The organism is Pseudomonas sp. A-B-19 (assembly GCF_019947515.1).
Lineage (GTDB): Bacteria > Pseudomonadota > Gammaproteobacteria > Pseudomonadales > Pseudomonadaceae > Aquipseudomonas.
Genome location: NZ_JAGYGN010000030.1, coordinates 21,053 through 39,783, shown reverse-complemented (window position 1 = coordinate 39,783; position 18,731 = coordinate 21,053). Strand labels below are relative to the sequence as shown.

Sequence of the window (18,731 nt, the reverse complement as noted above, 5' to 3'; positions counted from 1 at the left end):
GGTCTTACATCATAATTGCAGCAGGAGGGGTTATGAGTCTTGGTGACGAGATACTCTCGGTAAAAAACATTTACAAAGTCTTTGGTGGTCAGCCAAAACTCGCGATGGAGATGCTGGCTCGCGGTGCTGATAAAAGTGAAATTTTCAGCAAAACCGGTCAAGTCGTTGGCGTTTTTGATGCCAGTTTCTCCGTAAAACGTGGAGAGATTTTCGTCATCATGGGGCTTTCCGGTTCCGGGAAGTCGACGATGGTCCGCTTGTTCAATCGACTGATCGAGCCAACCTGCGGAACGATCCATCTTAACGGGCAGGAAATTACCGGTCTGTCGGATGCCGATCTTCTCAGCGTTCGTCGCAAAGACATGAGCATGGTGTTTCAGTCGTTTGCCCTGATGCCCCACATGAGTGTGATCGACAACGTTGCTTTCGGTCTGGAAATCTCGGGTGTCGAGGAAAGTGAACGGCATAAACGTGCACTCGAGGCACTCAAACAGGTGGGGCTCGATGGCCACGCCTACAGCTATCCGCACCAACTGTCCGGCGGTATGCAACAGCGGGTAGGCCTGGCCCGAGCGCTGGCTAACGACCCGGCCATCCTGCTGATGGACGAAGCCTTCTCAGCACTCGACCCGTTGATTCGCCACGAAATGCAGGGCGAACTGATCCGCCTGCAGGCAGAACAGCATCGCACCATCATCTTCATCTCCCATGACATTGACGAGGCGATTCGCATCGGCCATCGCATTGCGATCATGGAGGGTGGCCGGGTAGTACAGATCGGTACCCCGCAAGAGCTGCTTTGCAACCCGGTGAACGATTACGTCAGGGCTTTCTTCAAAGGTTTCGATGCCTCGAAGATCCTGAAGGCTGGCGATGTTGCCAGGATTTGTGCAGAGCATCCGTACGCCGTGGATCAATCCACGCCTACGCTGCGCGACGATGTACTCCTGCAGGACGTCTTTCACATTGTTGCCGATGCCGTTAATCCAGTTGCCGTGCTGGATCGCCAGGGTGTGTTCAAAGGCACGATCTCCAAGAGCCTGCTGCTTCAGACAATGAGCCGACACTAACAGGCTCTATTTGCTGGCTAGCCAGGCAAGGACATTCAGGTAATGACATGAACGAATTCAATTTTCTAGACCCATTCCAATCCATCAACGTCCCTTTGGGCCAATGGGTAGAAGTTGCCCTGAATTTTCTGGTTCATAATTTCCGCGAGGTATTTCGCTCGATCAGATGGCCAATCGACCAGGTACTCAATGGTATTCAGTTCGGATTGTTGGCTATTCCTCCATCAATATTCATTATTGTTGCGACACTCTTCGGCTGGCAGGTAGGAGGGAAAAAGACAGGAATCCTTTGCCTCGTCACCCTCACCCTCTTAGGCGTGATCGGCGTATGGAATGACGCCATGATCACCCTCGCGCTGGTGCTCACTTCACTGTTTTTCTGTGCCGTGATTGGCATACCGCTGGGTGTCCTGTGTGCCCGGAGTGACCGACTGGAGATGCTTCTGCGGCCGCTGCTCGATGCAATGCAAACACTGCCTGCTTTTGTTTATCTGGTACCGGTGGTGATGCTGTTTGGTATCGGCAACGTACCGGGGGTGCTGGTTACGATCATCTTTTCGGTAGCACCACTGGTCAGGCTCACCAATCTGGGGATTCGCCAGGTACCGGAAGACAAGGTTGAGGCCGCCCGGGCTTTCGGATGCACCCCACGCCAGATGCTGAGGCGAGTTCAACTTCCTTTGGCTGCACCGACGATCATGGCGGGGCTGAATCAGGCATTGATGTTGTCACTTTCCATGGTGGTGATCGCATCAATGATTTCGGTTGGCGGGTTGGGGATGATGGTACTTCGCGGGATCGGCCGCCTTGATATGGGCTTGGCAACCGTCGGTGGATTGGGGCTGGTATTACTGGCGATTTTCCTCGACCGACTGACCCAGGCAATGGGCGAACGCAGTAACAGGGCAACCAAAGGCGAGCACTGGTACCAGACAGGCCCGGCGGGTGTCATTTATCGCCTGAAGAGAAAAAACACTGTTACGCAAATAAAAGTCAGTCCCAAAGAAAGTTAACTCCGCTAAGCGGCGCGTCGTGAACCAAAAGAAATGCCAACTTCTTTAATCCATCCAAGGCAAACGATAATGAACTTCACAACATTCGGAATAAAACAGAAATTCATTCACTCTGTGGCGCTTTTAGTACTAGCGGTTTCCCCTGTTTTCGCATCCGCCGCCACGGCGCAGTTGCCCGGGAAAGGGGTATCGATCACTCCCATTTTCCCGTCAATCGCCGAAGAGCGATTCCGCGGAGAGATTGCAATGGCGGGTCTCAAGGAACTGGGCTATGACGTTGAGACGCCCAAGGAAACCGAGTACTCCACCATGATGATTGCGATTGCCAATGGTGACGCTGATTTCTCGGTTCATCTGTGGGAGGAGCTACACAAATCTTTCTACGAGAAGGCCGGCGGCGATGAGACGATGGTGAAAACCGGGGCTATTATGCCGGGCGTATTACAGGGCTACATGATCGATAAGAAAACGGCTGACGAGCATCACATCACTTCTATCGATGATTTGAAAAAGCCAGAGATTGCCAAGCTGTTCGATAGCAATGGCGACGGTAAAGCCGACCTGACAGGTTGCAACCCGGGCTGGGGCTGTGAGCTGATCATTGCCCACCATATGAAAGCCTATGGCCTGGAAAAAACCGTCACAAATAACCAGGGCTCCTATTTTGCCCTGATGGCCGACACCATTGCTCGTTATAAAGAAGGCAAGCCGATTCTCTATTACACCTGGGTACCTCAGTGGATCTCCGGTGTTCTGGTCGAAGGTAAAGATGTTGTTTGGTTAACCGTGCCGCGTACGGATCTTCCCGGTGGCAAAAACGATGTCAACACTACCTTCAATGGTAAAAACCTTGGCTTCGCGGTAGACAGTGTCAAAGCGGTCATCAACAAAGAGTTCGCCGAGAAAAATCCGGCGGCCGTGAAGTTCCTGTCTGAAATGCAGATCACTACCGACGATGAAAGCGCGCAAAATCTGAAAATGCACAACGGTGAAAAAAGTGCGGCTGACATTACCCGGCACGCCAAAGAATGGATCGCGGGCCATCGCGCGAAATACGACAGCTGGCTGGCAGACGCACGAGCCGCGGCTAATAGCGCCACCGCAAAAAATTAGTCCCTTCATTTAAATCTGCATAAAAGGTTGCCCTTCCCCGGGCAACTTTTTCATTCGTTTCGGCGTTCATCATTCAGGAATCATGAAATGCAGTTGTATCCATTCGTCCAGAATTTCAGTTACAAGGACGCGCCCCTGCATACACGCGAGCTGGTCAAGACTTGCCTGCTCGACATCATTGGCGTGGCCGCCGGTGCTCGCGACAATCAAACCAGCGTGATGCTCAAAACCTACGCTGACACCCACTACTCTGCCAACAAGCTGTACAGCCGCCTCTGGTTCGACGGCAGAGCCGTACATCCCTTGGGCGCCGCGTATGCCGGCGGCTTCTGCGTTGATAGCCTGGATGCACATGAAGGTCACTTCACCTCCAAGGGGCATGCGGGTGCGACCGTAGTCCCGGCCATTGTTGCATTGGTAGACGCGTATCGCCGTCAGGGCAAAGACATCAGCGGCGAGGAATTGCTCAGCGCACTGTGCATCGGTTACGAGACTGCCTTGCGGGCGGGCCAGGCTTTGATGGCCACGGCCCCGGAATACCATGCCTCAGGTGCCTTTTCCGGGATCGGGGTCGTTTGCGCCGGTGCTCGCCTGCTGAAGCTTGATGAAACGACGTTCCGTCATGCGCTGGGTATCGCGGAATACTTTGGCCCCAGGTGCCCGATGATGCGCCTGGTGAGCTTTCCGACGATGTTGCGTGATGCCCACGGCGCCGGGGCGTATGCCGGACTGAACGCATTACTGATGGCACAGCTCGGTGTCACGGGCGCTCCAGCCGCCACCGTTGAACCTTTAGAGATTTCCACTTTCTGGCAGGACATCGGAACCCGTTGGGAGATCGACGAGCAATATTTCAAACCGTGGCCGGTATGTCGCTGGGCGCAACCGGCACTCACGGCCATGACCGATTTGATGCGAGCACATCCAGTCATCACTGCTGAGTTGATCGAGACCATCGATGTCGAGACATTCCACGAGTCTGTGTGCTTGCAGGGGCATTTTCCGAAGAACGCGGATGAGGCCCAGTATGCGCTGGCGTTCCCGCTCGCTGCCTTGATCGTTCGCGGGAAGCTGGGGCCAAAAGAGGTCACCGGGGACTCCATTCATGCGCCGGACATCTTGAACATCAGCGCGAAGATAACCCTTCATGAGGCGCCCGACCTGTCCGCCAGGTTTCCGGAGGAAATTCTCTCCCGCGTCACCGTTACCCTCAAAGACGGCACGCGTCTTACGAGCCCAACCGCGACGGCCAAGGGCGACCCCGGCAACCCTATGTCGAGTGCCGAACTCACGGCTAAATATCATTTGCTGGCCGATGACAGCTTGGGATCCACCCTCAGCAATGCGATCAAGAACAGTGTTGAAGCACTGCCTGAGAGCGATGACTGCCAGGCATTCTTTGATTTATTGCTGTCTGCTCCAAAAACCGCTGTCTAGATTGCGCAATGGTTTCGTAGCTATTGGTAAAGGTGTCAAAGAGGATTTATGCCATTCGTATTCGAGAGCGTGCTTAAAGACAAGAACATGGGGTACTCCTATACGGCGCAGAAACCATTAATGCCGCAGGCGGTGACTCGTGTAGCTTTCGTGCTTTTGAACAATTTCTCGATGATGTCGTTCACCGGCGCTATCGACGCCCTGGTGACCGCTAACCTGATTAGCGAGACACCGGCGTTTGAGGTGTTGACGGTCGGCATCAGGAACCGTCTTGTGATGAGCGATCTGGGAATCGCCATTTCAGCGGACCTGGAGTTATCCCAACTACCGGATCGTATCGACGTTCTCATTGTCGCCGGTGGTTTGCGAGTGAAGCTGATCAGCGACCCGCTATTACGGCGCAAGCTACGTAACGTCGCCTCTCTTGGTGCGACCATGGGCGGTTTGTGGAATGGTGCGTTTTTTCTGGCCGAAGCTCAGTTGATGGACGGTGTCGAGTGTGCTTTCCATCCAGATGGGCGAGCGATGATGGAGGATGTTTTCCCCAAAGTCCTGGTCACTTGTCGGACTCACGTATTGGATAGAAACCGTATCACCTGCGCCGGCGCCAGCAGTTCGTTACGAATGATGCTGGAGCTCATCTCCGCTAAACAAGGCGTGTCGCTGACCCACGCTGTCGAGGAAATACTCGGTTGCGATCAAGCCGCTGAAGTCTCCGGGATATCGACTGTCATCGTTGACTCTGACCCCACCTTGCCACAAACCCTGAAGCTCGCTTTGGAACTTATGCAAAAGAACATCGAAGAGCCGCTATCGATCGACGAACTGGCTGAATGTGTGAACATTTCCCGACGACAATTGGAGCGGCGCTTCTGCCGTTTCGTGGGTGCCACGCCCACGCGCTACTACCTTGAGCTGCGCTTGACGCGTGCGCGACAGCTTATTCTGCAAAGCAATCGGCCGATCACCGATATCGCGATTGCGACCGGCTTCTGTAGTTTCGCCAACTTCCATATGCGCTTTCGCGACTTCTTTGGTGTAGCGCCAAGCAGTTATAGAGCCACGTATGAGCGCAGGCGCTAAGTTTCGAAACCCGGGCACGCGAAAAACATACGAACCCCGCACTGCCTGAGCCGAGTAACCGATGGCTGGCATCGTCGATAAGGATTACCGAGAATCATGAACGCGCCATCGCCGGTGTTAATACCCACGGCCAACCACAGCGAGCGGATGTCTACACGCATTGCCTTCCTCATCGCGGGCTTACTCATGTCCGCTTGGGCGCCTCTGGTTCCATTGGTTAAAGCACGCGCCGGCCTGGACGATGGTGGCCTGGGGTTGCTGCTGCTTGGCCTGGGCGGTGGATCTATTGTGGCCATGCCCTTCGCCGGGTATCTCACTGCACACTATGGATGCCGACCGGTCGTAATCTGGGCGACGATTGTCTTGTGTGCCGCTCTTGCGCTGTTGAGCACCCTGATGTGGCTGCCGGGTGTGGTCATCGCTGTCATTATCTTCGGCGCCAGCATGGGCATGCTGGATTGCGCCATGAACATACAGTCCGTCATCGTCGAGAAAAACAGCGGACAGGCACTTCAGTCCGGCTTCCATGGCCTTTACAGCGTCGGAGGCATAGTGGGCGCCGGGGCCATGACCGCTTTATTGACCCTAGGGCTGGATCCACTGATTGCGGCGCTCTGCATCGTTGCCACCGTTTTGGGAGCGCTTTACAAGGCAGCCCCTGCTTTGCTGACTTATGGCACTGAACGGGGTGGACCAATGTTCGCGGTGCCCAGGGGTATCGTATTGTTTTTAGGGGTGCTCTGTTTCATCGTCTTCCTCACAGAAGGTGCGATGCTTGACTGGAGCGCAGTCTTCCTTGTTTCAAACCGAGGGTTAGAGCCGAGCATCGCCGGTTTGGGCTATGCATCCTTCGCCGCTGCGATGACGGTGGGCCGCCTGACGGGGGACGCCATCGTCAGCAAACTGGGGGGCGTGCGCGTCGTTGCACTTGGCGGGCTTTGCGCAGCCGCGGGCATGATTGTGTCGCTTGGAATCGACGGCTGGCCCGCGTCCTTGGTCGGCTATGCCCTGGTCGGGGCTGGCTGCTCGAACATTGTCCCTGTGCTTTTTACCGCCGTGGGCCGCCAGCAACGTATGCCACAGGCAGTAGCGATCCCCGCTGTCATCTCGATGGGCTACGCAGGGATTCTGATCGGTCCCGTATTTATCGGGGCGGTCGCCCATCTGAGCACCTTGTCGTTCGCTCTTGGCTGCGTGATTGTTTTGCTGGTTTTTGTCAGTGCGACAGCTCGATTACTTCGCAATTAACCGGAACTTTTCAGATGTAGCAGACGGCTCTACTCTCCAAGCCACAAGCCCTCGATCCCCCTGCCCCCGGTCGTTTCAATGCCCGCGAATGTAATGCTCCAATTGCCGGATCAGCTCGGTCTGCTCGACGATGGCTTCCTTGACCAGATCACCAATCGACAACAGGCCAATCAGTTGGTCGCCCTCCACCACCGGTAGATGGCGCAGATGACTGTCGGTCATGACCGCCATGCAACGCTCGATGCTCTGCTGACTGTCAGCGGTCACGACGGGCGCGCTCATGATGGCCCGCACCGGCGTGCCGACCGAGGAGCGCCCCTGTAGAACGACCTTGCGCGCATAGTCGCGTTCGCTGATCACGCCGACCACCTGCCCCTTCTCCATGACGGGTAGCGCACCGACATTTTTTTCCGCCATCATCTTCAACGCTTCAAGCACCGTCTGGTCTGGCGCGATGCTATGCACCCGCCGGTTCTGCACGGCCTTGAGTTTCAGCAGTTGTGCGGCTGTTTTCATAAAAGCCTCCGATACTGTTTGTCATTGATCATCGACTCCGCCGGCGCCTGGCATACGTCATTAATTGAATGAGCGCTCAGACCCCGGCGAAATCCACGGGGTCAGGCCACTGCGACCTCTACCTGACCTGCGTTCAGGCGCACCGGCCAGACCCGCAGGCGCTGTTGCGGATACTCCAGGCAACTGCCGTCTTCAAGGCGGAAATGCTGTTTGTAGAGTGGCGAGGCAATCACCAGATCGCCCTTGATGCTGCCGATCAGGCCGCGACCGATGACATTCGCCCCGGATTGCGGGTCATGGTTATCGACGGCATAGAGGGTCTTGCCTTCGGCAGCCGGCAGGTAGAACAGCGCCACTTGTGCACCGTCGAGCCAGACGACGACGCCGGAGTTACTCACCAGATCCTCCTGGCTGCACACCGTTTGCCAGGCTTGGGGCTTGATCAGGGAGGAACCAGAATCGGCTCGCTGGGTATTGGACTGGCTCATCAGGCAATCTCCTCGATGACAGGGATAAGGTGGAGTTCAGCGGCTATGATCGGCCGGCGCTGACCGCGTTCCTGGACAAAATGGATGTCCGGGTCGGGGCGTTGATCGTTGACGAAGGTGCGGAAGCGCTTGAGTTTTTCCGGGTCTTTCAGGGCGTTGGCCCATTCGCATTCGTAGCGGTTGACCACCAATTGCATCTGCGATTCGAGCTCCGCGCCAAGCCCCAGACTGTCGTTGATGATCACGTCCTTGAGGTAATCCAGGCCGCCCTCCAGGCTTTCGCGCCAGACCGAAGTGCGCTGCAACTTGTCGGCGGTGCGGATGTAGAACATCAGGAAGCGGTCGATGTAACGGATCAGGGTTTCATCATCCAGGTCGGTGGCGAACAGTTCGGCGTGGCGCGGGCGCATGCCGCCGTTACCGGCCACGTAGAGGTTCCAGCCTTTCTCGGTGGCGATCACGCCCACGTCCTTGCTCTGCGCCTCGGCGCACTCACGGGTGCAACCGGAGACCGCGAACTTGAGCTTGTGCGGCGAACGCAGGCCCTTGTAGCGATCCTCCAGGGTCAGGGCCATTTTCACGCTGTCCTGTACGCCGTAACGGCACCAGGTGCTGCCCACGCAAGACTTCACCGTGCGGGTCGATTTGCCATAGGCGTGCCCGGTTTCGAAACCCGCCTCGATCAGCTCGGCCCAGATGTCCGGCAACTGATGCAGTTGTGCGCCAAACAGGTCGATGCGCTGGCCGCCGGTGATTTTGGTGTAGAGGTCGTATTTCTTCGCCACCACGCCAATCGCGATCAGCTTGTCGGCGGTGATCTCGCCCCCGGCGATACGCGGCACCACCGAATAGGTGCCGTTTTTCTGCATGTTGGCCATGAAGGTGTCGTTGGTGTCCTGCAACGGCACCAGCGAAGTGTCCATGATCGGCTGGTTCCAGCACGAGGCGAGAATCGAACCCACGGCCGGTTTGCAGACGTCGCAACCGGTGTGGCCACGGCCGTGCTTGGCCAACAGTTCTTCGAAGGTGATCACCCCTTCTACCCGCACCAGCGCATAAAGCTCCTGACGGGTATAGGCGAAGTGTTCACACAGGCTTTTGTCGACACTGACGCCACGGGCAATCAGCTCATGCTCGAACACTTGCTTGAGCAACCCGGCGCAACCGCCGCAGCCGGTACAGGCCTTGGTCTGCGACTTGAGCTGGCCCAGGTCGGTGCAGCCGCCGTCGATGGCCGAACAGATGGAGCCTTTGGTGACGTTGTGACATGAGCACACCGTGGCCGACTCGGGCAGCGCACCCGGGCCCAGGGTCGGCGCGCCTTCGGAGGACGGCAGAATCAGGCTGGCGGGTTCTGCCGGCAAGGCGATGCCGTTCTGCATGTATTGCAGCAAGGTGTCGTAGTAGCTGTTATCACCGACCAGCACTGCACCGAGCACGTGTTTGCCACTGGCATCCACCACCAGTCGGCGATAGCTGGCGCTGGTTTCATCGATGAATTGATAGCTGCGCGCGCCCGGGGTGTTGCCGTGGGCGTCGCCGATGGAACCGACATCCACCCCCAGCAGCTTAAGCTTGGTCGACATGTCGGCACCGGTGAACGGCTCGGCGACTTCGTTGCACAGACGGGCCGCGACGCTGCGCGCCATCTGGTAGCCCGGCGCGACCAGGCCGAACAGGCTGCCGTTCCATGAAGCGCATTCACCGATGGCGTAGATGTTCGGGTCGCAACTGAGGCACGTGTCGTCGATCACCACGCCACCGCGCGGGCCGATCTGCAGCGCGCATTGACGGGCCAGCGCGTCTTGAGCACGGATACCGGCGGAAAACACGATCAGGTCGGTTTCGAGGAATTCGTCGTTGGCAAAATTCATGCGATAGCGGTACTGCTCGCCCGCGCTGATCGATTGAGTGGCGCGGGACAGGTGTACACCGACGCCCAACCGTTCGATCTGCGCCTTGAGCGCCTGGCCACCAAGGTCATCGAGCTGTACCGGCATCAAGCGCGGCGCGAATTCCACCACGTGGGCTTCAAGGCCCAGGCTTTTCAATGCGTTGGCGGCTTCCAGACCCAGCAAGCCACCGCCGACCACCACACCGCGCCGGGCATTGGCCGCCGCAGCCCGAATGGCATCGAGGTCTTCCAGGGTGCGATAGACCTGGCGCGATTGACCTTCGGCGCCTTCGATTGGCGGAACGAACGGATAAGACCCGGTGGCCAGAACCAATTTGTCATACGTGACGCAACCTTGCGCGGTGACCACCTGGCGACGGACGCGGTCGATCTCCAATACCGGCACACCCAGATGTAGCGTAACGCCGGGCGTCTGGTAAAGCGACGCATCGGACAGCGCCAGCGACTCGGCATCGCGACCGGAGAAGTACTCGGAAAGATGCACACGATCATAGGCACGCATCGGCTCCTCACTGAAGACGTGCAGCCGGTAATGGTCAAGCGCCCCCCGCTCGATCAGTTGTTCGACACAATGATGTCCGACCATGCCATTACCGATCACGATCAGCGTTTGCATCTTGTTCAACGTGGCAACATTGGAATTCATAGAAAGCACCCAGCCCGAGCCAATCACGGTTTTAAAAGCAAAAAAAAACGCCTGAAACCTTGCGGTTCCAGGCGTCTTTGCCTGTTCTTTTGCGGTGTTGAAACCAGACGTCTATGCCTGATCCACCGATGCTGCCCACGACCTGTCCGGCCAATCGATCGTCGTTGACCGAGGGGGCTGTCCACACGAATGCGTTCCAGGTGGACCTGATGTCTGTCTTGCAGCCTTTGTGCCAGTCAGCCACAGAGAGGCTTCAACTACCTGCAAACACGGAATCTCGAGCCAGGGGGGATTGTCACGGCGACTGCTGTCCAGGCCCGTTTCGGCAAGTGTCAGCCGACGTCCAGGGAAGGTGAATGGTCAAGGACAACCATTCGAAACGCGGGAGCTACCGCAGGCGAAAGCGCTTTGCGGCGCATCCGACTGGTGCACGTTGTTACGCATAGCGCTTTATAAAAGTGCATGTATCGTTCGATTCCATAGCTCGCTGGAACTCAATAATCGCGCATTTGCGCAATGACCTGGTCACCCAAGTGCGGGCGAAACTCTGGCGGACGATCATCTCGCTTGTTCCCGGCTGGACGAACGCTTGGGCAGGAACACTTCGGCCAGCATGCAGCGCGCGCTGCCGCCACCGATGCGCTCGATGGTGTCGATGTTCACCGGCAACGGCGTGGTGTGGGTTTCGATCAAGCGACGCTGATCGGCGTCCAGGGATTGCCAGGCGGTGCGCGACATCACCAACAGCGGCTCGTCCGCGGCGTTGTGCACTTGCAGCATGTTGCCGGCAAAGGACTCCAGTTGCGCCCAGTTCAAGTCGATGAGCTGTTTGCCGCTGGATTCGAGTCGGTTACGCAGCGCCGTACATTCACCCGGATGGGCCACGGACGCCAGGCAAGCGACGGCCAGGCGGGTGCCGACACTCATCATCACATTGGTGTGATAAATCGCCACGCCCTGGCGGTCCACCGCGTTGAATGCGCACAGCTCATAGCCCAGATGACTGACCAACCGATCCAGTGCCCGGGCGTGGGTGCGAGTCGAGTACCCGGCGTAGCAGATCCGCTGTTGCCGATCCAGGACCATGCTGCCGGTGCCCTCCAGGAAAACCTCCTGCTCTTCGAGACTGGACAGGTCCAGCACCTGCTCGACCCGGTATTCACCCAGCAACCCGTCGAGTACACCTTTGTCCCGCTCCAGACGCCGGTTGTGGCCCTGCATCGGGTACAGCACCAGGGTGCCATCCGGGTGGCTGCTCCACCAGTTGTTGGGGAAGATCGAGTCCGGGGTATGCGGCGCTTCGCGATCGTTATGCACCAGGACCTCGACGCCGTGCCGACGCAACACGTCAACATAACCATCGAACTCGGCAAGGGCCTTGAGTTGTACGTCTTCGGCAACGGTTGCCGGACGCTGGAAACGGTTGTTCGCCGCCGTGTCCTCATTGAAGGAGAAACGTGTCGGGCGAATCATTAATAGCGTATTGGTGGTTTGCATGGGCACAGACTCAATGAGGGTCGAGAGAGGCTCATTGTCTGTTTCGAAGCGGGAAAAACCCGGTTGATAATGGCTGTTGCGCTGATGAAAACGGCTGAAGATTCCCGATTGCCCAGCCGATTCGGCGGGCGCTGAAAAGCAAAAGATCGCAGCCGGCGGCAGCTCCTACACGGACCGTGTAAACACTCTTCCTGGAGCTGCCGCCGGCTGTGATCTTTTGATCTTACTCCATGCTGGTCTTGACCATCGCCAGCTCCGGGTGGCTGACCAGTTTGTCGATGTGCAAATCCGGGTCGTCAAACCAGACTTCGGTCAACACCCGGTAATGCTCCATGTCACGGCAGCGCATGCGCAGGCTGTAGTCGAACGCGCCGCTGATCAGGCGACATTCCAGCACCTGCGGGCAGGCGCGGACCTTGGCTTCGAAGGCCTTTTGCGCCGCGCGTCCGCTCTGGTTCGACAACGCCACCAGCACCAGCAGCGACAAGCCCGGCGTCAGTTTCTTCTCATCGAGAATCGCGCCATAGCCGCGAATGACCCCGAGCTGTTCCAGCTTGCGTACCCGCTCCAGGCAGGGCCTGGGGGTCAGGTGCACGCGCTCGGACAACTTCTGATAGGTGATGCGCCCTTCGTGGCGCAACACTTCAATGATCGCCTGATCGATACGATCAAGCACGATCGACAGATCGCGGATATCCGCCATGTACGCCTTGCCTCACTTCAAACGACCCGATAGAAATTGCTGCAAACGTTCACTGTTTGGCCGGTCGAGTATCGTAGCATCGCCCTGCTCCTCGACCCGCCCCTGATGCAAGAACAACACCTGGCTTGAGACCTGCCGGGCAAACCCCATTTCGTGGGTCACCATCAACATGGTCCGGCCTTCTTCGGCCAGCGCCTGAATCACCTTCAACACTTCACCGACCAGTTCCGGGTCGAGCGCCGAGGTTGGCTCGTCGAACAACAGGATTTCCGGTTCCACCGCCAGGGCACGGGCAATCGCCACCCGTTGCTGCTGCCCGCCCGACAGGAACGCCGGGTACTGATCGGCCACCCGTTGCGCCAGGCCGACCTTGTCCAGGTACGCCCGCGCGCTTTCTTCGGCGGCCTTGCGACTCATGCCCAGGACTCGACACGGCGCCAGCACGATGTTCTCCAGCACGGTCAGGTGGCTCCACAGATTGAAATGCTGGAACACCATCGCCAATCGCGTGCGCAAGCGCTGCAACTGCTTTGGATTGGCAACGCGCATGCCACCGATGCCCTGACGGGTGAGCACTCGCTCGCCATCCAGGGCAATGGCGCCTTCGTCGGCCCGTTCCAGAAAGTTGATGCAGCGCAGCATGGTGCTTTTGCCCGAACCGCTGGCACCGATCATGCTCACCACGTCCCCTGCCCTCGCGTTTAACGAGACGCCCTTGAGTACTTCGTTGTCACCAAAACGTTTATACAGATTTTCAACGGTGAGTTTGTACATGCGAATACTCCTGGAGCGGCACACTTATCGGCGCCGCTCTGGATAAAGAATGGAAGTCAGTGGGCCGGGCCCAGGAAGCTCAGCCAGCGTTTCTCAGCCAGGCGGAACGCACCGACCAGCCCGAACGACAGCACGAGGTACAGCAGACCGGCAATGCCGAAGGCCTGAAACGTCATGAAAGTCGCGGCGTTGGCATCCCGGGCGATTTTCAGGATGTCCGGAATCGTTGCGGTAAACGCCACCGAAGTCGCGTGCAACATCAGGATCACTTCGTTGCTGTAGTAAGGCAGCGCGCGGCGCAGCGCCGAAGGCAGGATCAGTTGCAGGTACAGGCGCCAGCCACTGAGGCCATAGGCATGCGCCGCTTCGATTTCACCGTAGGGAATGCTGCGGATCGCTCCGGCGAAGATCTCCACGGTGTAGGCGCAGGTGTTGAGGGTGAACGCCAGCAAAGTGCAATTCATGGCGTCGCGGAAAAACGCTTCGAGCAATGGCTGCGAACGGACCACAGCGATGCCATAGATCCCGCTGTAGCAAATCAGCAACTGGATATACAACGGCGTGCCGCGAAAGACGTAGGTAAACAGCTGAACCGGCCAACGCAAAACCCCCACGCGCGAGACACGCATGATCGCCAGGGGCAACGACAGGAAAAAACCCATGGCAATGCTCGCCACCAGCAGCCACAGGGTCATCGCCAACCCGGTGAGGGTCTCGCCGTCGCTGAACAGAAAGGGCTTCCAGTATTCGGCAATCAACTCGATCATCGCGCCATCCCCCGTACACCCTGGTTGTAGCGCCGTTCCAGCATGCGCAAAACGTAGTTCGAAGCGCTAGTGATCAGCAGGTAAAGCGCGGCGGCCAGTAGCAGGAAATCAAGCATATTGAACGTGCTTTTGCCGGCCTCCTGCGCGACTTTGACCAGGTCCGACAAACCGATGATCGATACCAGCGCCGTGGCCTTGAGCAGCACCAGCCAGTTGTTGCCAAGGCTCGGCAAGGCGAAACGCATCATTTGCGGGAACACCACGAACCGAAAGCGTTGCCAGCGGTTCAGGCCAAAGCACGCCGCGGCTTCCTGTTGCCCGCGCGGCACACTCAGAATCGCCCCGCGAAAGGTCTCGGTGAAATACGCACCGTAGATGAAACCCAGGGTGATGATCCCGGCCACGAACGGGTCGATTTCCATATAGGGCCAGCCCATGGCCTCGGTCAGGGCGCTGAGCCAGCCTTGCAGGCTGTAGAAAATCAGCAGCATCAACACCAGGTCGGGCACGCCACGGATCAGCGTCGTGTAAAAGGTCGCCGGCAGATTCAACAGCTTCAGCGGCGACAGCTTGGCCGCCGCGCCAAGCAGCCCCAGCGCCATGCTCACCACAAGCGCGAGCGCCGACAGTTTGAGGGTGACCCAGGTGCCGTGCAGCAACAAAGGGCCATAGCCTTGCAGGGCCGAAAGGTCGACCCCGATCAGATTCAGGAAGGAATTCACGCCAGTCACCTGTCTTGATGCGCCCCGATAGCTGCAGCACAGCGACCGGGGCGCGAGGATCAGTTGTTGTAGAGGTCCAGGTCACCGAAGTGTTTCTGCTGGATCTGCGCATAGATGCCCTTGTCGTGCAGGGCCTTGATGGCGGCATTGAGCATGCCTTTGAGCTCTTCGTTGTCCTTGCGCACACCAATGGCGATCTCTGCCGGCACCAACGGGTCGCTGATGCCTTCACTGTTCTGGAAGTCCGCCCCTTGTGGCGAGGTCAGGAAACTCATCTGCGCTTGCAGCTTGTCCTGGATCGACGCATCGAGACGGCCAAATACCAGGTCGGCATAGACCTGATCCTGGTTCTGATAGGCCCGCAGTTTCACCCCGCCGGGCCCCAGTTTGGCCTTGGCGTAGGTTTCCTGAATCGTGCCCTGCATGTAACCGATGGTTTTGCCGCGCAGCGACTCGGCGGTCGGCAGCAGTCCGGAATCCTTGCGGGTGACGATGGCGGTCGGTCCGGCGTACAGGCGATCGGTAAAGTCGATCTGTTTTTTGCGCGTGTCGGTCACGGTCATCGACGATTCGATGGCATCGAACTTACCGGCCTTGAGCCCCGGAATCAGTCCGTCGAAGTCATTGCTGACCCACACGCAGGTCAACTTCAGCTCGGCACATATTGCATTGCCCAGATCCACGCCGAAGCCCTGGACCCCGCCATCGGCCGTGGTGGATTCAAAGGGTGGGTAGCTTGGGTTGACGCCAAATCGCAGCTCCTTCCATTCCTTGGCACTGGCGCCTGTGGTGCAGCACAGCAACGCGAGTGCCGGCAAAGTCAGCCATTTGATGTTCATCTTCTTGAGTCCCGGATTATTTGGATTTATCGCGATCCGGCGCCTGCGTCGGACCACACTTTTTGACAGGGGCAGAGAGTCGATGCGGTCTTCGCCGCAGCCGTTTTTTGTTGTTGTTTTCGACTGGAAGTTGCCAGTCGTCGAAGTTGCGCTCCATTTCAAGCGGCGATCGACAAGCCCTTGAAACGGACCGTCAGAATGCCAATTGCCGGGAGGGTGCTGGTGTCGTAACCCCGGGCTCAAACAGCGTGCCTGCGCTGAACGAAAGGCTTTCACAGCCGATTCTGTCGTCGCGGCAAGTCACTGTGTCTGCGCTTGAAGGAAGCGGCACAGGCATGTGCTTGTCTCTGCGGCCTTCTTCATCTGCATGACGAGATTGCGGTAACTGTCACTTCGCCGATTGCGCTGTGCACTCGCTGTTTTTCGACTGTTCTTGCTGTATCCCGGGCCGGTATTGGCCGAAACCTTCTCTGCATTGCCTCGACAATAGTCCGGACCGGCACACCAAAAAAAATCGCCCGAAGGAACCCAATATGACCCGTTACATCGACGTCAATGATCTGAGCCGCCTCGTCCAGGAAAAAGGCTTGCCCCGTTGCCTGATCGAAATGGCCGAGTACATCCGTCAAGACTACGTACGCTGGCCGGATTTCGAAAAATGCGCGCGCCTGGCGAACCACTCACCCGAGGGCGTCATCGAGCTGATGCCCGTGTCTGATGCAGCGCTCTACGCCTTCAAGTATGTCAATGGGCATCCAAAGAACACCCACAATGGCATGCTGACGGTCATGGCCTTTGGTGCGCTGGGCGACGTCGATACCGGCAAGCCTGTGTTACTGAGTGAAATGACCCTGACGACGGCTATTCGCACCGCTGCCACTTCCGCACTCGCGGCCCGCTACCTCGCCCGACCGGACAGTCGCCGAATGGCACTTATCGGCAACGGCTCACAGAGCGAATTTCAGGCCCTGGCCTTTCATACATTGTTGGGCATCACTCAAATCAGTCTCTTCGACATCGATCCTGCCGCGACGGCGAAGCTGGTAGCCAACCTGCGGGCCTACCCCGCCATACAGGTGACGGTTGCCAAAAGCGTCGCAGAAGCGGTACGCGGTGCCGATATCGTGACCACGGTCACGGCCGACAAGGCCTACGCAACGATTTTAACGCCTGAGATGATCGAGCCCGGGATGCACCTCAACGCAGTGGGCGGCGACTGTCCCGGCAAGACCGAACTGCACCGGGACATCGTGGAGCGTGCGCGGGTCATGGTTGAGTACGAGCCGCAAAGCCGCATTGAAGGGGAAATTCAGCAGATGCCCGCCGACTCACCGGTTATCGAGTTCTGGAAAGTCATCGATGGCCAGACTCAAGGTCGCCAGCATGCCGAAGAAGTCACCTTGTTCGACTCGGTCGGCTTCGCCATCGAGGATTACTCCGCCCTGCGCTATGTGCTGGATGTTGCAAGAACGCTCGACATCGGCAGCGACATTCAGCTGGTGCCAGAGCTGCAGGATCCCAAGAACCTGTTCTCGCTGCTGCAGCCTTCAGCAACTGACGATGTAAGGCTTCGGGCTTAATACCTAAACGCTGCGCCCCTGCTCGCGATGGACGTTAACGATAACGCGTGTTTTCTGAATAAACGCGCCGTCCTTCAGTCCATCGTCGGAACGCCGCCCGAAGCAATCACGCGCAGTCGCCAAGGGGGCTCACCAACGCAACTCAAAGGCATTTTTCGCGCCCGGCTGGATGCTGCTGCCCAAGCGTGCACACTCGCGAGAAAGGGTGTCGTGCAGCCATTGACGGTCATCTCCTTCGGCGCGACAGAGGCGAAAGCGCCGCAGGCGGGTGGGTATCAAGTCCAGCGACTGCAGGTGCCCGCCCGGGTCCAGCGAGGCAAAGTATAGAAGCCCCAGGTCGCCACGAAAGTTTGTGTAGCCCTCGATGCCTTCGTAATCGTTCAGAAGATCACCGCAGCCATAGAGAATCAGGTGTTCGCGGTACACCTCGATGCCTTTGACGTGGTGCGAGGAATGCCCGTGCACCACATCAACTCCCGCCTCGTCGATCAAGGCATGGGCGAACCGGAGCTGCTCGCGCGGGATATCGAACCCCCAGTTGCCGCCCCAATGAATGGAGGCGACCACCAGATCCCGCGGTTTTTTGCCCTCGAGAATCCGTTTGGCCACAGGGCGCAGGCTTTGCATCGACAGATCCTCCAGCCGCGCGACGCCCGCGCGCTGATCCGTGGCGGCCCAGTCCGACGCTATGCCGCTGTCGGGTGCGCCGAGGCCAAACACCCGCAAGCGCCGCCCGCCAGGCAGCGGCAACGCGGCGGGCGCTTCGGCAGATTGCCGGTTGTGCCCGGCGCCGGCGCTGCATATACCATTGCTCGCCAGGGTATCCAGCGTATCGGCCAGGCCGGCTGCCCCCCAGTCCAGCACATGGTTGTTGGCCAGCACGCAGCAGTCGATGCCGGCTGCGCTGATGACCGGGAAGTTCTCCGGGCTCATGCGGTAATTGATGCCCTTTGGCTCCGGTCGTCCGCGGCGGGACACCGCAGTTTCCAGATTGATGATGCGTGCGTGTGGCTGGCGAAGTTCGAACTCCTCCAGCGCAGCGCCCCAGACATAGGTGAAATCGACTGGGCGGGGAATCGAACCATTGACGCGTTCTGCCAGCCGGACGTAATCGCCGGCATTCTTGACGTAAGCTTCGTAAAGCCGCGGATCGCCAGGATGCGGCAGTACGGCGTCGATGCCGCGGGCAGTCATGACGTCGCCGCAGAGAAACAGCTTGAGCGTATCGGTAACAGCTGCCATGGCACCCTCCCGAATATAGGTCGGGGGGATGTTTCCATCCCCCGGCTTATTATTGGTTCTTTATGCAATCCCGGGGAG

The 18,731-nt window shown here is 58.2% G+C and carries 17 protein-coding genes; 7 read left to right on the top strand and 10 right to left on the bottom strand.

All coding sequences use genetic code 11. The features are described from left to right. Positions 1 to 32 precede the first annotated feature (32 nt). From KGA81_RS25310 to KGA81_RS25285, 6 genes are all read left to right on the top strand, one after another. Positions 33 to 1,070: a glycine betaine/L-proline ABC transporter ATP-binding protein gene (locus KGA81_RS25310; protein ID WP_223549574.1), complete on the top strand. Its 1,038-nt coding sequence runs from the start codon at positions 33 to 35 to the stop codon at positions 1,068 to 1,070. An 8-nt stretch (positions 1,071 to 1,078) separates the two neighbouring features. Next, complete coding sequence (gene proW, locus KGA81_RS25305; RefSeq protein WP_223549627.1) at positions 1,079 to 2,083, top strand: glycine betaine/L-proline ABC transporter permease ProW; 1,005 nt, start codon at positions 1,079 to 1,081, stop codon at positions 2,081 to 2,083. Positions 2,084 to 2,152: 69 nt separating this feature from the next. Continuing rightward, entirely contained in the window at positions 2,153 to 3,196 is a 1,044-nt protein-coding gene (gene proX, locus KGA81_RS25300) for a glycine betaine/L-proline ABC transporter substrate-binding protein ProX (protein WP_223549572.1), read from the top strand. An 87-nt stretch (positions 3,197 to 3,283) separates the two neighbouring features. Continuing rightward, complete coding sequence (locus KGA81_RS25295; RefSeq protein ID WP_223549570.1) at positions 3,284 to 4,633, top strand: MmgE/PrpD family protein; 1,350 nt, start codon at positions 3,284 to 3,286, stop codon at positions 4,631 to 4,633. Between the two features lie 48 nt (positions 4,634 to 4,681). Beyond that, complete coding sequence (locus KGA81_RS25290) at positions 4,682 to 5,716, top strand: GlxA family transcriptional regulator (protein ID WP_223549568.1); 1,035 nt, start codon at positions 4,682 to 4,684, stop codon at positions 5,714 to 5,716. 96 nt (positions 5,717 to 5,812) lie between these two features. Next, positions 5,813 to 6,964 (top strand): MFS transporter, encoded by a 1,152-nt coding sequence (locus tag KGA81_RS25285; RefSeq protein WP_223549566.1) that lies wholly within the window; start codon positions 5,813 to 5,815, stop codon positions 6,962 to 6,964. Between the two features lie 75 nt (positions 6,965 to 7,039). Here KGA81_RS25285 and KGA81_RS25280 read toward each other — a convergent pair whose 3' ends face one another. From KGA81_RS25280 to KGA81_RS25240, 9 genes are all read right to left on the bottom strand, one after another. After that, on the bottom strand, positions 7,040 to 7,480 hold the full coding sequence (locus KGA81_RS25280) for a CBS domain-containing protein (protein WP_223549565.1): 441 nt from the start codon (positions 7,478 to 7,480) through the stop codon (positions 7,040 to 7,042). A gap of 101 nt (positions 7,481 to 7,581) precedes the next feature. Next, entirely contained in the window at positions 7,582 to 7,968 is a 387-nt protein-coding gene (nirD, locus tag KGA81_RS25275) for a nitrite reductase small subunit NirD (RefSeq protein WP_223549563.1), read from the bottom strand. Then, positions 7,968 to 10,529 (bottom strand): nitrite reductase large subunit NirB, encoded by a 2,562-nt coding sequence (nirB, locus tag KGA81_RS25270; protein WP_223549561.1) that lies wholly within the window; start codon positions 10,527 to 10,529, stop codon positions 7,968 to 7,970. Before nirB ends, nirD begins: the two co-directional genes overlap by 1 nt. Before the next feature lie 558 nt (positions 10,530 to 11,087). Beyond that, positions 11,088 to 12,026, bottom strand: coding sequence for a citrulline utilization hydrolase CtlX (gene ctlX, locus KGA81_RS25265; protein ID WP_223549559.1), 939 nt, complete (start codon positions 12,024 to 12,026; stop codon positions 11,088 to 11,090). A gap of 223 nt (positions 12,027 to 12,249) precedes the next feature. Further along, positions 12,250 to 12,729: an Lrp/AsnC family transcriptional regulator gene (locus KGA81_RS25260; protein ID WP_090322115.1), complete on the bottom strand. Its 480-nt coding sequence runs from the start codon at positions 12,727 to 12,729 to the stop codon at positions 12,250 to 12,252. 12 nt (positions 12,730 to 12,741) lie between these two features. After that, entirely contained in the window at positions 12,742 to 13,503 is a 762-nt protein-coding gene (locus KGA81_RS25255; protein WP_223549557.1) for an ABC transporter ATP-binding protein, read from the bottom strand. A gap of 56 nt (positions 13,504 to 13,559) precedes the next feature. Continuing rightward, a complete protein-coding gene (locus KGA81_RS25250) occupies positions 13,560 to 14,270 on the bottom strand; it encodes an ABC transporter permease (RefSeq protein ID WP_223549555.1) in 711 nt (236 codons plus the stop codon). Then, positions 14,267 to 14,992: an ABC transporter permease gene (locus KGA81_RS25245; RefSeq protein WP_223549553.1), complete on the bottom strand. Its 726-nt coding sequence runs from the start codon at positions 14,990 to 14,992 to the stop codon at positions 14,267 to 14,269. The genes KGA81_RS25250 and KGA81_RS25245 overlap by 4 nt, the downstream gene beginning before the upstream one ends. Before the next feature lie 59 nt (positions 14,993 to 15,051). Next, positions 15,052 to 15,831 carry a transporter substrate-binding domain-containing protein gene (locus KGA81_RS25240; protein ID WP_223549551.1) on the bottom strand — a complete coding sequence of 260 codons (780 nt, stop codon included), beginning with the start codon at positions 15,829 to 15,831 and terminating at the stop codon, positions 15,052 to 15,054. Positions 15,832 to 16,364: 533 nt separating this feature from the next. On the opposite strand from KGA81_RS25240, the gene KGA81_RS25235 reads away from it, so the two are divergent. Then, positions 16,365 to 17,411: an ornithine cyclodeaminase gene (locus KGA81_RS25235; RefSeq protein WP_223549549.1), complete on the top strand. Its 1,047-nt coding sequence runs from the start codon at positions 16,365 to 16,367 to the stop codon at positions 17,409 to 17,411. 129 nt (positions 17,412 to 17,540) lie between these two features. Here the strand turns inward: KGA81_RS25235 and KGA81_RS25230 are convergent, their stop codons facing one another. Then, on the bottom strand, positions 17,541 to 18,653 hold the full coding sequence (locus KGA81_RS25230) for a CapA family protein (protein WP_223549547.1): 1,113 nt from the start codon (positions 18,651 to 18,653) through the stop codon (positions 17,541 to 17,543). Positions 18,654 to 18,731: the final 78 nt, after the last annotated feature.

Excerpts from the sequence above, each read along its gene's own strand:
- KGA81_RS25290 (WP_223549568.1), top strand. The coding sequence starts at position 4,682 with ATGCCATTCGTATTCGAGAGCGTGCTTAAAGACAAGAACATGGGGTAC.
- proX (WP_223549572.1), top strand. The coding sequence starts at position 2,153 with ATGAACTTCACAACATTCGGAATAAAACAGAAATTCATTCACTCTGTG.
- KGA81_RS25295 (WP_223549570.1), top strand. The coding sequence starts at position 3,284 with ATGCAGTTGTATCCATTCGTCCAGAATTTCAGTTACAAGGACGCGCCC.
- nirB (WP_223549561.1), bottom strand. The coding sequence starts at position 10,529 with ATGAATTCCAATGTTGCCACGTTGAACAAGATGCAAACGCTGATCGTG.
- KGA81_RS25260 (WP_090322115.1), bottom strand. The coding sequence starts at position 12,729 with ATGGCGGATATCCGCGATCTGTCGATCGTGCTTGATCGTATCGATCAG.
- KGA81_RS25285 (WP_223549566.1), top strand. The coding sequence starts at position 5,813 with ATGAACGCGCCATCGCCGGTGTTAATACCCACGGCCAACCACAGCGAG.
- KGA81_RS25255 (WP_223549557.1), bottom strand. The coding sequence starts at position 13,503 with ATGTACAAACTCACCGTTGAAAATCTGTATAAACGTTTTGGTGACAAC.
- nirD (WP_223549563.1), bottom strand. The coding sequence starts at position 7,968 with ATGAGCCAGTCCAATACCCAGCGAGCCGATTCTGGTTCCTCCCTGATC.
- KGA81_RS25250 (WP_223549555.1), bottom strand. The coding sequence starts at position 14,270 with ATGATCGAGTTGATTGCCGAATACTGGAAGCCCTTTCTGTTCAGCGAC.
- KGA81_RS25240 (WP_223549551.1), bottom strand. The coding sequence starts at position 15,831 with ATGAACATCAAATGGCTGACTTTGCCGGCACTCGCGTTGCTGTGCTGC.
- KGA81_RS25235 (WP_223549549.1), top strand. The coding sequence starts at position 16,365 with ATGACCCGTTACATCGACGTCAATGATCTGAGCCGCCTCGTCCAGGAA.
- KGA81_RS25280 (WP_223549565.1), bottom strand. The coding sequence starts at position 7,480 with ATGAAAACAGCCGCACAACTGCTGAAACTCAAGGCCGTGCAGAACCGG.
- KGA81_RS25230 (WP_223549547.1), bottom strand. The coding sequence starts at position 18,653 with ATGGCAGCTGTTACCGATACGCTCAAGCTGTTTCTCTGCGGCGACGTC.
- KGA81_RS25310 (WP_223549574.1), top strand. The coding sequence starts at position 33 with ATGAGTCTTGGTGACGAGATACTCTCGGTAAAAAACATTTACAAAGTC.
- ctlX (WP_223549559.1), bottom strand. The coding sequence starts at position 12,026 with ATGCAAACCACCAATACGCTATTAATGATTCGCCCGACACGTTTCTCC.